The sequence below is a fragment of the Mesobacillus persicus genome, from assembly GCF_900109925.1.
In the GTDB taxonomy this organism is placed as follows: Bacteria; Bacillota; Bacilli; order Bacillales; family Cytobacillaceae; genus Mesobacillus_B; species Mesobacillus_B persicus.
In genome coordinates this window covers 206,143-221,458 of sequence record NZ_FOBW01000002.1, presented here as the reverse complement: position 1 = coordinate 221,458, position 15,316 = coordinate 206,143, and the positions used below count along the sequence as shown (strand labels likewise).

The 15,316-nt window shown below is 42.3% G+C and carries 12 protein-coding genes and 1 other annotated feature; of the genes, 10 read left to right on the top strand and 2 right to left on the bottom strand.

From position 1 onward, the window contains the following. Positions 1-104: 104 nt before the first annotated feature. Positions 105-590, bottom strand: coding sequence for a LiaI-LiaF-like domain-containing protein (locus tag BMX30_RS03680; RefSeq protein WP_090741313.1), 486 nt, complete (start codon positions 588-590; stop codon positions 105-107). A gap of 258 nt (positions 591-848) precedes the next feature. Here BMX30_RS03680 and hemA point away from each other — a divergent pair, with 258 nt between their 5' ends. From hemA to ysxE, 8 genes are all read left to right on the top strand, one after another. Continuing rightward, entirely contained in the window at positions 849-2,195 is a 1,347-nt protein-coding gene (hemA, locus tag BMX30_RS03675) for a glutamyl-tRNA reductase (protein WP_090741312.1), read from the top strand. Positions 2,196-2,209: 14 nt separating this feature from the next. Then, positions 2,210-3,043, top strand: coding sequence for a cytochrome c biogenesis protein CcsA (gene ccsA, locus BMX30_RS03670; RefSeq protein WP_090741310.1), 834 nt, complete (start codon positions 2,210-2,212; stop codon positions 3,041-3,043). Between the two features lie 10 nt (positions 3,044-3,053). Beyond that, a complete protein-coding gene (gene hemC, locus BMX30_RS03665) occupies positions 3,054-3,989 on the top strand; it encodes a hydroxymethylbilane synthase (protein ID WP_090741308.1) in 936 nt (311 codons plus the stop codon). Further along, complete coding sequence (locus BMX30_RS03660; protein ID WP_090741306.1) at positions 3,986-4,759, top strand: uroporphyrinogen-III synthase; 774 nt, start codon at positions 3,986-3,988, stop codon at positions 4,757-4,759. The genes hemC and BMX30_RS03660 overlap by 4 nt, the downstream gene beginning before the upstream one ends. Before the next feature lie 11 nt (positions 4,760-4,770). After that, positions 4,771-5,751: a porphobilinogen synthase gene (hemB, locus tag BMX30_RS03655; RefSeq protein ID WP_090741304.1), complete on the top strand. Its 981-nt coding sequence runs from the start codon at positions 4,771-4,773 to the stop codon at positions 5,749-5,751. Positions 5,752-6,068: 317 nt separating this feature from the next. Beyond that, on the top strand, positions 6,069-7,358 hold the full coding sequence (hemL, locus tag BMX30_RS03645) for a glutamate-1-semialdehyde 2,1-aminomutase (protein ID WP_090741300.1): 1,290 nt from the start codon (positions 6,069-6,071) through the stop codon (positions 7,356-7,358). 526 nt (positions 7,359-7,884) lie between these two features. Next, on the top strand, positions 7,885-9,171 hold the full coding sequence (gene spoVID, locus BMX30_RS03640) for a stage VI sporulation protein D (protein WP_090741298.1): 1,287 nt from the start codon (positions 7,885-7,887) through the stop codon (positions 9,169-9,171). Between the two features lie 277 nt (positions 9,172-9,448). Beyond that, on the top strand, positions 9,449-10,510 hold the full coding sequence (gene ysxE / locus BMX30_RS03635) for a spore coat protein YsxE (RefSeq protein WP_090741296.1): 1,062 nt from the start codon (positions 9,449-9,451) through the stop codon (positions 10,508-10,510). Positions 10,511-10,529: 19 nt separating this feature from the next. Here the strand turns inward: ysxE and BMX30_RS03630 are convergent, their stop codons facing one another. Continuing rightward, positions 10,530-10,721 carry a hypothetical protein gene (locus BMX30_RS03630; RefSeq protein ID WP_090741294.1) on the bottom strand — a complete coding sequence of 64 codons (192 nt, stop codon included), beginning with the start codon at positions 10,719-10,721 and terminating at the stop codon, positions 10,530-10,532. A 172-nt stretch (positions 10,722-10,893) separates the two neighbouring features. After that, positions 10,894-11,131: a binding site (T-box leader), on the top strand. Between the two features lie 52 nt (positions 11,132-11,183). Here BMX30_RS03630 and BMX30_RS03625 point away from each other — a divergent pair. Next, positions 11,184-13,823 (top strand): valine--tRNA ligase, encoded by a 2,640-nt coding sequence (locus BMX30_RS03625; RefSeq protein WP_090741292.1) that lies wholly within the window; start codon positions 11,184-11,186, stop codon positions 13,821-13,823. 73 nt (positions 13,824-13,896) lie between these two features. After that, positions 13,897-15,216: a bifunctional folylpolyglutamate synthase/dihydrofolate synthase gene (locus tag BMX30_RS03620; RefSeq protein WP_090741290.1), complete on the top strand. Its 1,320-nt coding sequence runs from the start codon at positions 13,897-13,899 to the stop codon at positions 15,214-15,216. Positions 15,217-15,316 lie beyond the last annotated feature (100 nt).

Below are 15,316 nucleotides of genomic sequence, written 5' to 3'. Positions count from 1 at the left end.
CCTGGAGCGGAAATCAACATCCTTGGTTAAGAGAGAAAACATAAAAACCTGATGCTCAAGGTGCATCAGGTTTTTTACTGTCAACAAGACACTATGTAAAATGTTTATTTCCGCTTAAAAAACAACAAATAAATTCCAATTAAAATAAGTGCAATGGGCCAAAACTTCCAAACAACCGCAAGTCCTGTTTCCAATGTTGCCAGCCAATTGGAAATTTGCTCATAAAATAGCAACAGCGCGGCAAGAATAAGAAAGAGAATGCCGTGGAATAAGCCTGTGCCAGTTTTTTGATAGCGCAACAGAAACGCCAAAGCGATGATTAAAATAAACGCACCTAAGTGATCTGGCCAAATCGAAAGTCTCCCGACGATGTGAAGATGGATGCCGAATCCGAAGAGAATGACACCAGGGAGAATCGAGTCATAATCGTTCCCGCGGTATGCCTGAACTAAAAAGGCAAGTCCAACAATCAGCATCAAGGTCGGCCACGTATAAAATTGATCAAACAGGATGATATTCGTTTGCTGAAGATAATAATATACTCCAAAACCAATTAAGATAATTCCCGGAATCGTGTTTTGACTTTTCATACTTCACCACCTTCAGTTAAGGATACTTGAATTATTGTCGAATTTTTGGTAGGGTACATAAGGAGATATAAAGAATTTAAGTATTGTCTTATCTTATTATTTAACCATCATTTCTCATCATGGTAAAGCTGTGAAATGGGATATTTTATAAATGAGATTTTCGGTGGATGTTCACAATTCTTAAAAGTTTATTAAATTTATGATGTTATAATTAAAAAAGTAATCGAGGGTAATTTTTGTTTGGGGGTGTCTTATTCAATGCATATCATGGTCGTAGGATTAAACTATCGAACAGCCCCTGTAGAGATTCGGGAAAAGTTAACATTTGATGAGAAAAACTTAAGGGATGCGATGCAGACGCTTCAAAACAAAAAGAGCATCCTTGAAAATATCATCATATCAACTTGTAACCGAACAGAGATTTATGCTGTTGTAGACCAGCTTCATACAGGCCGCTATTATATAAAAGAATTTTTAGCCGAATGGTTCGGAATGGAACAAAATGAGTTCTCTCCGTATTTGTTTGTTTATGAACAAGACGGTGCGGTTGAGCATTTGTTTAAAGTAGCATGTGGATTGGATTCAATGGTTCTTGGGGAAACTCAGATTCTCGGACAAGTCCGATCAAGCTTTTTAATTGGACAAGAAGAGAAGACGACAGGCACAGTGTTTAATCATTTGTTTAAGCAAGCAGTCACTGTAGCTAAACGTGCTCACTCTGAAACAGAAATTGGCGCGAATGCCGTTTCAATCAGTTATGCTGCCGTCGAACTAGCGAAGAAGATTTTCGGTTCATTAGAGAACAAGCATGTCTTAATCCTCGGTGCGGGTAAGATGGGTGAATTAGCGATTCAAAATCTTCATGCCAATGGAGCTAAAAAGGTAACTGTTATTAACAGGACTTATCAAAAGGCAGAGGATTTAGCAAGCCGTTTCTCTGGCGTTGCTAAAACGCTAAAAGAGCTGCAATGCGCGCTAGTTGATGCCGATATTCTGATTAGTTCTACGGGCGCAAAGGACTTCGTTGTCACGAAGGAAATGATGGCAATGGTTGGTGGCCTCAGAAAGGGCAAGCCATTGTTCATGGTTGATATTGCTGTTCCTCGTGATCTTGACCCTGGTATCGCTTCTCTTGAAAATATGTTCCTTTATGATATTGATGATCTTGAAGGAATCGTTGAAGCCAACCTTCAAGAACGCAAAAAGGCAGCGCAGAAAATTATGCTGACGATTGAAGAGGAAATTGTTCTCTTCAAACAGTGGATTAATACACTTGGTGTTGTCCCTGTTATTTCAGCACTACGTGTGAAAGCACTAGACATTCAGCAAGAGACAATGAACAGTATTGAGCGCAAGCTGTCCCATCTTTCTGAGCGTGACATGAAGGTGATTAATAAGCATACAAAGAGTATTATTAATCAACTTTTAAAAGATCCAATTCTCCAAGCAAAGGAGATCCCGTCACGTCGCGATGCGGATGAAGCGCTAGAATTGTTTGTGAAAATATTTAATATTGAGCAGCAAGTAGCTGAACAAAAAGGATTGAAACCGACTGAAGCTAAACAGACTGTTGTTCAAGTCCCTCAAGCTTCATTTCAATCGTGAGCGAGGTCTTGGCTATGTCCGATCTTTTTATGACCCGCATGCATGAGCTGACGATTTTAGTTTACTGCGCAAGCGTGCTCTTATATTTTATTGACTTCCTTAACCGTAACCGGAAGGCAAACAAAATTGCCTTCTGGTTACTTGCATTTGTATGGCTTTTGCAAACGCTTTTTCTGTTGTTGTATATGTTTGAAACTGGGAGATTTCCAGTGCTGACCCTGTTTGAGGGGTTGTACTTTTATACCTGGATACTAGTTTCCCTTTCACTAATTATTAACCGTTTGATGAAGGTTGATTTTATCGTTTTTTTTACGAATATACTTGGTTTCATTATTATGTGTATTCACACTTTCGCCCCGCAACATTTGGAATCCAATCTTATCGCGGAGCAAATGGTCTCTGAACTATTGCTTATTCATATCATCTTGGCGATTCTTTCATATGGTGCCTTTTCGATTTCGTTCGTATTTTCCCTGCTCTATTTGCTGCAATACGAATTGCTGAAACGGAAGAAATGGGGCAAGCTTTTATGGCGAATTGCCGATTTAACAAAACTAGAGAAGATGTCCTATATTTTGAATGTGATTGGAGTGCCACTCCTTCTGCTTAGTCTAATCCTTGGATTGCAGTGGGCCTGGATTAAAATTCACGATTTTGTCTGGTATGATTCAAAGGTTATCGGCTCGTTTTTTGTCTTATTAGTCTTTAGTATTTATTTATATTTGCGCGTCGCACAAGGGAAACATGGTCGATCGCTCGCGCTTTGGAATATAGGTTCATTTTTAATCGTATTAATTAATTTTTTCTTATTTGGTCAATTATCATCGTTCCATTTCTGGTACGAATAGGAGGATCTTCATGAGAACAATCGTAGTAGGCTCGAGAAGAAGTAAGTTAGCTTTAACACAAACAAACTGGGTGATTAACCAGTTGAAGGCGCTAGGTGCACCATTTGAGTTCCGCGTCGAAGAAATCGTAACAAAAGGGGATAAAATCCTCGATGTGACACTTTCTAAAGTTGGCGGCAAAGGGTTATTCGTTAAAGAGATTGAACAAGCTATGTTTGATAAAAGAATTGATATGGCCGTCCACAGCATGAAGGATATGCCAGCTGTTCTTCCAGAAGGACTAGTCATCGGTTCAATTCCAGAACGAGAAGACCCACGTGATGTGTTAATTTCCAACGGAGATGTTCTTTTAAATGATCTTCCGAGTGGCGCCGTGATTGGAACTAGCAGCCTTCGCCGTAGCGCGCAAATTCTTGCTAGACGCCCTGATTTAGAGATTAAGTGGATTCGTGGAAACATTGATACACGGATGGCGAAGCTAGAGTCTGGTGAGTACGATGGAATTATTCTTGCTGCTTCTGGTTTGAAACGTATGGGCTGGGCAGAAGATACAGTAACAGAGTTCATCGACCAAGACATCTGTGTTCCTGCTGTTGGTCAAGGCGCGCTCTCAATCGAGTGTCGTGAGGACGATAAAGAGCTTCTTGAGTGGTTAGGTAAGTTCACTGACATGAAAACGTCTGACACGGTCATTGCCGAACGTGCTTTCCTTGCAAAAATGGAAGGTGGCTGTCAGGTACCGATTGCAGGTTATGCAGACCTAAATGACAAAAACGAAATCGTGTTAACGGCTCTTGTTGGTTCACCAGATGGAAAAGTCATCTATAAAGAAATCGTGACAGGAACAAATCCTGTTGAAGTAGGAAATCGTGCCGCTGATCAGTTAATTAGTCAAGGCGCTAAAGACCTTATTGATTCGGTAAAAGCGGAGCTAGATTCGGAATGATTTCCGCTCCTCCTCTGCAAAATAAACACGTCTTGATTCCAAGAGGAGCAAAACAGGCGAAAGCTTTTTCAGAATTGGTCGAAAGGCTTGGAGGGATTCCTGCTGAAATCCCTCTAATTGCTTTTCGCCCTGTTGCTATGTCTGAAGAATTATTTTACATATTAAAAGAAATACATAAATACGACTGGATTGTTTTTACTAGTAATGTCACAGTTGAAACATTCTTTTCCTACTACAAAAATAATGGGAAGCCTTTTCCTAAAATTGCGGTAATTGGATCGAAGACGAGAGAAGTGCTAGAAGAAAAGAATTATCAAGCTAGTTTTACGCCAAAAGAGTATGTAGCTGAAGGTTTTGTAGAGGAATTCCTTCCCCATGTCAGCGAAGGAATGCGCGTGCTGATCCCAAAAGGGAATCTAGCGAGAGAGTATATTTCCTCTTCGTTAAAAAAACACGGCGTATTGGTGGATGAGTTAGTTATCTATGAAACCTATATGCCGGAGGAAAGCCGCAGCCAGCTTGCAGAAATGGTGTCTAAGGAAAAACTTGATATTCTCGCGTTTACGAGTCCATCGACCATCAATCATTTTATGGAAACTGTGAGAGACTATCAATTAGAAGATAAAATAGCTGACTGTATTGTCGCTTGTATTGGCCCGGTCTCGAAGCGTAAAGCAGAAGAATATGGCTTAACGGTTCACGCTTGTCCAAAAACGTACACCGTCGAAGAAATGATGAATAGTGTGATTGAATATTTGAAGAATGAATAGGAGGAGCTAGAATGAAAGATCTCCAATTTTCCCGTCATCGTCGCCTGCGCAGCAGTGCAACTATGCGATCACTTGTACGCGAAACTCATCTTCGCACTGAAGATTTTATCTATCCGTTGTTTATCCTTGAAGGGGAAAATAAAAAAAATGAAGTAAAGTCTATGCCTGGTGTTTATCAGCTTTCGATGGATAACCTTAAGGCTGAAATGGACGAAGTTGTGGGTCTAGGGATTAAGTCCGTATTATTATTCGGCGTTCCTGATGAAAAGGACGAATGTGGAACACAGGCCTACCATGACCACGGAATCGTTCAGGTCGCCACTCGTTTCATTAAAGAAAACTATCCAGAGGTAATTGTAGTAGCTGATACATGCCTTTGTGAATATACAAGCCATGGGCATTGCGGCTTGATTGAAAACGGCGATGTACATAATGATTCTTCACTTGACTTATTGGTGCAAACGGCTGTAAGCCAGGCGCAAGCAGGTGCGGATATTATTGCTCCTTCTAATATGATGGATGGTTTTGTTGCGGCAATTCGTGCTGGATTGGATGAAGCAGGTTTTGAAAATATTCCAATCATGTCTTATGCAGTTAAATATGCTTCTGCTTTTTACGGTCCATTCCGTGATGCTGCCGATAGCACACCGCAATTTGGTGATCGTAAAACCTATCAAATGGACCCAGCGAACCGCCTAGAAGCGATGCGCGAAGCAGAGTCAGATGTGGATGAAGGCGCAGACTTCCTGATTGTAAAACCAGGAATGCCATACCTAGATATCGTTCGTGATGTGAAGAATAACTTTAACGTTCCTGTCGTTATTTATAACGTCAGCGGTGAGTACTCCATGGTGAAAGCGGCCGCTGCGAATGATTGGATCGACGAAGAACGAATCGTCATGGAAATGCTAACAGGCATGAAACGTGCCGGTGCCGATTTAATCATCACTTACCATGCAAAGGATGCCGCTCGTTGGCTTAAGGGACAATAAAATATAGCTTGATGATTCTTAGGTGAAGCGCGTCCAAGTCCAAAGTGCTTCGGCTTAAAAAATAGGCTCTGTTAAAGGAAACAGTTGATTGGAACGGAAGGCACTCGACTCCTCGAAAATGAAAAAACGCATTTTCTGTGCGTGGGCGGGTTCAATGATGCAAAATTCAATGTCCTGCGGGAGTACGGGGCGGGTGAGACCCCACAGGCGCGTTAAGCTCCGAGGAGGCTCACCGGCACGCCCGCGGAAAGCGAGTGCCTGGAGTGGAAATCAACTGACTTTTTTAACAGTGCTACTAATAAAGAGAGGGATCATAGATGCGATCATATGAAAAATCAGTTGCAGCATTTGAACAAGCAAAAAAGTTAATGCCTGGCGGCGTAAACAGCCCTGTCCGTGCATTTAAATCTGTCAATATGGACCCGATTTTTATGGAACGAGGCAAAGGTTCGAAAATTTACGATATCGATGGCAATGAATATATCGACTACGTTCTTTCATGGGGACCATTAATCCTTGGCCATTCGAACGACCGTGTCGTTGAAGCGCTTAAAAAGGTAGCTGAAATGGGTACAAGCTTTGGTGCTCCAACCGAGATGGAAAATAAAATGGCTGAGCTTGTCATCGAGCGTGTGCCATCAATTGAAGTAGTGCGGATGGTTTCATCCGGTACAGAAGCGACGATGAGTGCGCTTCGTCTTGCTCGTGGATACACCGGGCGTAACAAGATTCTTAAGTTTGAAGGCTGCTATCATGGCCATGGTGATTCATTGTTGATTAAAGCCGGTTCTGGCGTCGCTACGCTTGGTTTGCCTGATAGCCCAGGGGTTCCTGAAAGTGTCGCTAAAAACACGATTACGGTTGCCTACAATGACTTAGAGAGTGTTCGCTATGCGTTTGAACAATTTGGAGATGACATCGCTTGTGTGATTGTTGAACCGGTTGCTGGAAACATGGGCGTTGTCCCACCGCTTCCAGGCTTCCTAGAGGGCTTACGTGAGGTTACCAGCGAGTCCGGGTCTCTTCTGATCTTTGACGAGGTTATGACCGGCTTCCGCGTCGGCTACAACTGTGCGCAAGGCCATTTCAATGTTACTCCTGACCTAACTTGCCTAGGAAAGGTCATCGGCGGTGGTCTTCCAGTAGGTGCTTATGGTGGTAAAAAGGAAATCATGGAACAAATCGCACCAAGCGGTCCGATTTACCAAGCTGGAACCCTATCAGGGAACCCACTTGCAATGACGGCTGGTTATGAAACATTAAGTCAGCTTACTCCAGAATCTTATGTAGAGTTTCAGAGGAAAGCAGATCTATTGGAAGCTGGAATTAAAGCAGCTGCGGAGAAGTATGAGATCCCAGTTTCATTTAATCGTGCAGGTTCGATGATTGGCTTCTTCTTTACCGATGAAAATGTCATCAACTATGATGTTGCAAAGACCTCAAACCTTGAGTATTTCGCGAATTATTATCGTGAAATGGCCAATGAAGGTGTATTCTTGCCACCATCACAATTTGAAGGCTTATTCTTGTCCACTGAGCATAGCGATGAGGATATTGTTAAAACCATTGCAGCGGTCGAGAAGGCATTTTCGCGGCTGAAAGGTTAGTTTTATAGTTAAAATTGCGATCAACCCACATTTCCGTTTTGGAGATGTGGGTTTTTTTAGTTTGTTTGAAAAAAATACACCTCAATCAACTGAGGTCACTGAAAAAGTCCCTTGGAATTTAGTAATGTACTAAAACATAGTTGTTGATTTCCGTTCCAGGCGGCTTCGCTTTCCGCGGGCGTGCCGGGGAGCCTCCTCGGTGCCTTAGGCACCTGTGGGGTCTCCCCTGCCCCGTACTCCCGCAGGAGTCTTCGCCGCCTTCCACTCCAATCAACAGTGTCCTATACTTTGGTTAATTCAATAGGCTTTCCCATTTGTTTATGAAACATAAAAACGAATCTAGATTCAAATTTGAATTTTAGAGTCGTTTTTTTTATTGAAGAGATTACTTTTTCAAAAATCTGAAGGATTTTCAGTGCCCTCCAATCAACTCATGTTCCCTTTTTTATCATAAAACCAATCCACGCCTCATAAAGTGTAATTGACATAGTGATTTTATGCTTGTGAAACGAAAGGAGGAGTCGCTTTGTCTACGGGAAATCAATCATGCCTGCGCTTTTCCCTTGAGGAATCAGTTTGGTTCCAAAGAGGACAGGAAGTCGCGGAGCTTATCTCCATTTCACTAGACCCAGATATCACCATCCAAGAAAACGATCAATATGTGACGATTAAAGGTTCGTTAGCGTTGAGCGGCGAATATAAATGCCCGGAACAAACGGGGGAGGGAGAGGCTGGACCTCCGTTAAACGGAAGAGTGGTCCACTCGGTAACGGAAAGAGAAGAAGGAGCTTTAGAATTTCTTCATCAGTTTCCAGTCGACATCACCATTCCTCAAAACCGGATTCAGAGCATTGACGATATCGACATTGCGGTCGAAACATTCGATTATGACTTTCCAGAACAAAACAGCATGAAGCTGACGGCAGAACTTGCCATCACCGGTTTATACGGCGAGCAACAGCATGGAAGTGAAGAAGAGGAAGAAGCACCATCTTCATCTGCAGTAGAAGTGGAGGATCTCGAGCCGTTGTATCGTCAAACAGCAACAGCGGAGGCAGAGATTCAACAAGAACAAGAGGTTGAAACATCATTTGGGAAGGCGGAACAGATAGAGCCTGATGTTCCTGAATACCAGCAATACTCGTTTGTCCCTCAACCAGAAGCTCAAACAGAAAATGCGAATCAAGAGGCTTCAAGTCTCTATGAACCTTTCAGAGCAGAAGCTAAAAAAGAACCTCAGCTAGCCACTGAGGAAAAGGCGGAGTCTGCACAAAATGTGAACAATCAGGCCCAAGAGCCAGCTTCTTTATGGTCACAGGGGTTAGAACAATCTGCCTCTACACAAGAGGAAGAATCGAACTCAAACGTAACCCCGTTCCCTGTTGCTGAGGCGGAGTCAACCCCGTCGGCAGTCGAGGAAAATGAACCGGAATTAGTTGAAAGAGCAGAAGAAACAGTTGAGCCTGAGGTGCAGCAAGTACCGATTATCAATCAAAAGGCACAGGTTGAAGCGGTTGTGGAAGAAGTCGAAGAAAGCTCCAGCTCATCGTCATCTTCTGAAGAAAAGCCTAAAAGCAAGAAAGCTTCAAAGAAAAAAGGTCTTTCGATTGCCGAATTCCTTGCACGTAAAGAGGAGTCGGAGGTCGCAAAGCTTCGCGTTTGTATCGTTCAACAAGGCGATAGCATTCAGGAAATAGCTGACCGCTATGAAGTTTCCGTTCAACAAATCTTGAGTCTCAATCACCTTGGATTGGATCAAGATGTAGCAGAAGGCCAGGTATTATATGTTCCTGCAGAATACATTAAGCATTAAAAAGATTGAGTAATAAAAATGCAGTCGAGCGGAGCAGGTTATTTAACCTGCTCAACTCTTTTTGTAGCCAAGAATGTATAAGTTTTCATTTTGAGAAATGTCCAGCTTCAGCGCCCAGCGACTAGTGTACTTCACGCTTCTCCCTACGATAAGTCAAGCACGAATGCGCTAACGCTCTTCGTGTTTCCTTTATCTCATCAGTCGAAGCGCTCCAGTCCATACGTCGCTTACCGGGCGCTTATGCTTTTCTCAGATGCTGTGAAAGTGAGTGAAAGAGATGGATAACGAAAATGCACTGTCAGAAGCAGCGGGTATCCTTAAAAACTATGAGATTAGACCTCATTTTGTCGAGGATTTTGGCAATGTAAAAAAGGTGTACGCGCAATCAGGCACGTTTGCTCTCAAAAGAATCGATCCGCATCACGGAATTGATTTCATCCGTCAGGTTCATTTTTTATATCAGAAAGGCTATAACCGGATTGTCCCAATTTTCCCCACAAACGATGGACGGTATGCGGTTTACGAGCGGAGTGGCTTGTATTACTTAATGCCGTGGCTTCCAAATGAAGAAAAAGAAAACCGAGATGAACGGCCAGTTCAAATGTTCCGCGAATTAGCGCGGATGCACACCTTATCAGGAAGAGAAGTCGAGATCAGCCAAGAATCTCGTGAAGAACACTATGAAAATATGATCAAGCAATGGGAAAAGGACGAAGAGTTTTTAGATGGTTTTATCGAAGCCTGTGAAAACGAGGTCTATATGTCTCCTTTTCAGCTAACGTTTTGCTTGTACTACCATAGCATTCGGCAGGCCATGGGCTTTGCGAAACAAAAGCTTGAAAGCTGGCGGGAAAAGACGAAAGATCAAAAGAAGGCCCGCATGGTTCAACTCCATGGCTATCTTTCAACCGAGCATTTTTTATATGACGAAAAAGGGTATGGCTATTTTACCAATTTTGAGAAATCAAGACTTGGCTCACCGATACAAGATCTTCTCCCCTACCTTTCGAGGCATCTAAAAACAAGACCAAAAAGGTCGGAGGAAGCAGTTGATTGGGTTAGCATGTATTTAAACTATTTTCCATTAAAGGAGGATGAACGCTTACTGTTCTTAAGCTATTTCGCCTACCCAACGGGATTGCTACGAACAGCGGAGGCCTACCATATGCAAAATACGAAACTAGATGAGCGAAAATATGTCCAAAGGCTACAAAGACATTACTGGCATTTAAAAAATACCGAATATGTTGCCATGAGGCTCGAGGAAATTGAACAACAAAAACAAGCCGCTATTGCAGAAGCAAAGCGACAAGCAGAACAAGAAGGAGCCCAAAGTTAAAAAGCAACTTGGGCTCATTTTATATAATTTGGAGATGAAGAGCAACGGCCCCAAGAATCACTAACGCAAGTAACAACACATCAAAACCCGTTGGAAACAAAATCGTCCGGATTCCCTGAAACACCGAAATCGGGATTGCAAACTGTGCACATACACCCCTAATGTTTTTCAACCACCGCGGGTATGTGTAGGGATTATACCTTTTCCTCATTTTAATGGTCCTCCTCGGCTGCTTTTTATTTTTATGGTATGTACTTAGAAGTTATTAAGTGCCTAAAGTATGCACTTAAAAAGAAAGGTCGGTATAAAATATTGAAAAATAGGAAATGAATATTGACGATAATCTCCTTTATATGTACTATATCTAATATATTAATAAATCGTTTAAAGCTTAGACAGGGAAGAGTACAGTGCTTACCATCTTCAAGAGAGGAAAACCAATTGCTGCGAGGTTTTCTAAGTTTGGTACATTGGAAGGTCGCCCTCGAGCTTCTCCCGCCAACGGACGTTTGTCCTAGTAGTCGGAGACGGAAAAGTCCGTTATCTTGTTGAGAGCCAGTCAGGGTTATTTCTGTCTGGAAAAAAGGTGGTACCGCGAATCGCACTCCATTCGTCCTTTTATTAGGCGAATGGAGTTTTTTGTGTTTATTTGAAAAAATCAGGAGGAAAGCACATGGAAGAAAATTTAACGATGCCAACAAAATATGACCCGGCATCCATCGAAAAAGGTCGCTACGACTGGTGGACAAAAGGGAAGTTTTTTGAAGCGAAAAACGATAAGCAGAAACAACCATACACAATTGTTATCCCACCACCAAATGTAACGGGGCGCTTGCATCTAGGTCATGCATGGGATACGACATTACAAGATATTTTAACTAGAATGAAGCGGATGCAAGGCTATGATGTACTCTGGCTACCAGGTATGGATCATGCCGGAATCGCCACTCAAGCAAAAGTTGAAGCAAAGCTCAAAGAAGAAGGCAAGAGCCGTTATGACCTTGGGCGTGAGGCATTCGTTGAAGAAACCTGGAAGTGGAAAGAAGAATATGCAGGCTTTATCCGCCAGCAATGGTCAAAGCTTGGCCTCGGACTAGATTATAGCCGTGAGCGTTTCACACTTGATGAAGGGTTATCCAAAGCAGTACGTGAAGTATTTGTCTCTTTATATAAAAAAGGACTCATCTACCGCGGCGAATATATCATCAACTGGGATCCATCCACGAAAACCGCTCTATCTGATATAGAGGTTATCTATAAGGATGTCCAAGGTGCTTTCTATCACATGAGATACCCGCTTGCAGACGGTTCCGGACATATCGAAGTGGCAACAACACGTCCTGAAACGATGCTTGGTGACACAGCAGTTGCCGTTCATCCTGAAGACGAACGTTACAAGCATCTAATCGGCAAGACGGTTACTCTCCCAATCGTAGGACGCGAAATTCCGATTGTTGGCGATGATTATGTGGATATGGAGTTCGGTTCTGGGGCAGTTAAAATCACGCCAGCTCATGACCCGAATGACTTTGAAATCGGTAACCGCCATAATCTTGAGAGAATTCTTGTGATGAATGAAGACGGTACGATGAACGCGCAAGCTGCAAAATATCAAGGCATGGATCGTTTCGAATGCCGCAAACAGATTGTCAAAGACCTTCAAGAGCAGGATGTTCTGTTTAAAATTGAAGAGCATATGCATTCTGTTGGTCACTCTGAGCGTAGTGGAGCCGTTGTTGAACCGTATCTTTCTACACAATGGTTCGTTAAAATGCAGCCGCTAGCGGATGAAGCCATCGCACTTCAGGAAAAAGAAGACAAAGTTAACTTTGTGCCAGACCGTTTTGAGAGAACGTATCTTCACTGGATGGAAAACATCCGTGATTGGTGTATTTCAAGACAGCTATGGTGGGGACACCGCATCCCAGCTTGGTATCATAAAGAAACAGGCGAAGTCCATGTTGACCACGAACCACCTGCAGATATTGAGAATTGGGAGCAAGATAAAGATGTTCTAGATACATGGTTCAGTTCAGCATTATGGCCGTTCTCAACAATGGGCTGGCCTGATACAGAAGCTGCTGATTTCAAACGCTATTACCCAACCGCTGCCCTTGTAACGGGTTACGATATTATCTTCTTCTGGGTATCACGAATGATTTTCTCAGGAATAGAGTTCACTGGAGAGCGACCATTCAAAGATGTTTTGATTCATGGCCTAGTTCGTGATTCTGAAGGACGCAAGATGAGTAAGTCCCTTGGTAACGGCGTTGACCCGATGGATGTTATCGACCAATATGGTGCCGACTCTCTTCGTTATTTCCTTTCTACTGGAAGTTCGCCAGGTCAAGACTTACGTTTCTCTTATGAAAAAGTAGAGTCCACTTGGAATTTTGCTAATAAAATTTGGAATGCCTCTCGTTTTGCATTGATGAATATGGATGGACTTAAATATGAAGAAATCGATTTGTCAGGTGAAAAGTCTGTTGCTGACAAGTGGATTTTAACGAGACTAAACGAAACGATTGAAACCGTAACAAGATTATCTGACCGCTATGAGTTTGGTGAAGTTGGCCGTGTCCTTTACAATTTCATCTGGGATGATTTCTGTGACTGGTATATTGAGATGGCAAAGCTTCCTCTATATGGAGAAGACGAAGCAGCGAAGAAAACAACAAGATCGATTCTTGCCTATGTACTAGATAATACAATGCGTTTGCTTCATCCATTCATGCCGTTTATCACTGAAGAAATTTGGCAGAACCTACCGCATCAAGGCGAGTCAATTACGGTTGCAGAGTGGCCAAAAGTTGATTCAAGTCTGACAGATGAAAGTGCAGCAGCCGAAATGAAGTTGCTCGTTGAAATCATTCGTTCCGTACGTAATATCCGTGCTGAAGTAAACACGCCATTAAGCAAGAAGATTAAGATGTTCCTAAAAGTAAAGGATGAACAAGTTCTTGCGATTGTTGAGAAGAACCGCGCCTATCTTGAGCGCTTCTGTAATCCTGAAACTTTAGAAATGGGAACGAATGTGGAGGCCCCAGATAAAGCAATGACAGCCGTTGTTACTGGGCTTGAAATCATTCTTCCACTCGAAGGTTTACTTAATATTGACGAAGAGATCGCACGTCTTGAAAAAGAACGCGAAAAGCTGAACAAAGAAGTAGAACGCGTTCAAAAGAAATTAAGCAATGAAGGTTTTGTTAAAAAAGCACCGGGAAAAGTTATTGAAGAAGAACGTGCGAAAGAAAAGGATTATATGGAAAAACGTTCCGCTGTTGAAGCAAGAATTCAAGAGCTAAGAGGATAAATACCATGTATAATAGGGGAGACGTGTCCAGTGGACCGTCTCCTCTTTATTTTAATAGGATGGGGTGTCATGAATGTTTACTACTTACAAACAAGCCCTTGACTGGATTCATGCAAGGTTAAGGTTAGGGATAAAGCCAGGGTTAAAGCGGATGGAATGGATGATGGAAAGGCTTGAGTCTCCTGATAAAAAACTTAAAGCGATTCATGTTGGCGGTACGAATGGGAAAGGGTCTACCGTCACCTATCTGCGGACGGTTCTTGAAAACAGTGGCTATACTGTTGGCACTTTTACTTCACCATATATTGAACAATTTAATGAACGCATTAGTGTAAATGGACAGAGTATCAATGATGAAGATTTAGTGAGGCTTGTAAATGTCATTCGACCATTGGCAGATGAATTAGGGGAAACCGAGTTAGGCGGACCAACAGAGTTTGAGGTTATTACCGCAATGGCATTTTATTATTTTGCCGAAGTTCGCCCTGTTGATGTTGTTCTCTTTGAGGTTGGCTTAGGCGGAAGATTTGACTCAACAAATATCATTCAGCCTTTGGCGTCAATCATTACAAGCATTGGCTTGGATCATACAAATATCCTTGGAGATACGTATGAAAAAATTGCTTTTGAAAAAGCAGGGATTATTAAAGACAACACACCAGTGTTTACCGCGGTTCAGCATGAAGGAGCGCTACAGGTCATCAAGAAGCAAGCAACCGAAAAAAATGCGCCAATTTTTGTGTTGAATGGGGATTTTTCAATTCCTAGTTATCAGTCCTTAACTAAAGGTGAACAGTTTTCCGTGGATAGTAAGTTTGGCAATTTTGCAGATTTAGAGATTGCAATGCTTGGCAAACATCAGACGGAGAATGCTAGTTTAGCGGTCGTTGCGCTACAATACCTGAACGAACAAAAACATCTTTCCGTCAATGAACAAGCAATTAGAAACGGATTGCGCGCCGGCTATTGGCCAGGAAGGTTAGAAGTTCTTTCAGACCAGCCTTTAGTCATCATTGACGGGGCACATAATGATGAAGGTGTCTCAACATTAGTGCAGGCATTGTCTACACGGTATGCCAATCGTTCAATTTATATCGTATTTGCAGCTTTAAAAGACAAAAAGCTAGATAAAATGATAGCTCAGCTAGATCAAGTGGCAGATCAGATTAGTTTTGTTTCGTTTGATTTCCCACGTGCCGCGGCCGCGGGGGATTTGGTGAAGTTGAGTAAATCGGAAAATAAAATGGGTGTAGAAGAATGGCGTTCCTATCTTTCTGAAGAGGTAGTTAAACTTAGGGACGAAGTGCTTGTTATTACTGGTTCTCTTTATTTCATTTCTGAAGTAAAGCCGTTTTTGCAAAAAGTATTAAGTGAAGAAAAAATCTCAATATAATAATTAGTGTTATTTTAATAGACTCCTTGCTGGACTTCGAAGAAATAAATCGGTTGGTGGAGTACATTAAATAACAAAGCCAAATAAATAAAGAAGGATG

Bases quoted from the DNA above. Each gene is read 5' to 3' on its own strand.
- BMX30_RS03625 (WP_090741292.1), top strand. From the start codon at position 11,184: ATGGAAGAAAATTTAACGATGCCAACAAAATATGACCCGGCATCCATC.
- hemB (WP_090741304.1), top strand. From the start codon at position 4,771: ATGAAAGATCTCCAATTTTCCCGTCATCGTCGCCTGCGCAGCAGTGCA.
- hemC (WP_090741308.1), top strand. From the start codon at position 3,054: ATGAGAACAATCGTAGTAGGCTCGAGAAGAAGTAAGTTAGCTTTAACA.
- ccsA (WP_090741310.1), top strand. From the start codon at position 2,210: ATGTCCGATCTTTTTATGACCCGCATGCATGAGCTGACGATTTTAGTT.
- hemA (WP_090741312.1), top strand. From the start codon at position 849: ATGCATATCATGGTCGTAGGATTAAACTATCGAACAGCCCCTGTAGAG.
- BMX30_RS03620 (WP_090741290.1), top strand. From the start codon at position 13,897: ATGTTTACTACTTACAAACAAGCCCTTGACTGGATTCATGCAAGGTTA.
- BMX30_RS03680 (WP_090741313.1), bottom strand. From the start codon at position 590: ATGAAAAGTCAAAACACGATTCCGGGAATTATCTTAATTGGTTTTGGA.
- BMX30_RS03630 (WP_090741294.1), bottom strand. From the start codon at position 10,721: ATGAGGAAAAGGTATAATCCCTACACATACCCGCGGTGGTTGAAAAAC.
- ysxE (WP_090741296.1), top strand. From the start codon at position 9,449: ATGGATAACGAAAATGCACTGTCAGAAGCAGCGGGTATCCTTAAAAAC.
- hemL (WP_090741300.1), top strand. From the start codon at position 6,069: ATGCGATCATATGAAAAATCAGTTGCAGCATTTGAACAAGCAAAAAAG.
- BMX30_RS03660 (WP_090741306.1), top strand. From the start codon at position 3,986: ATGATTTCCGCTCCTCCTCTGCAAAATAAACACGTCTTGATTCCAAGA.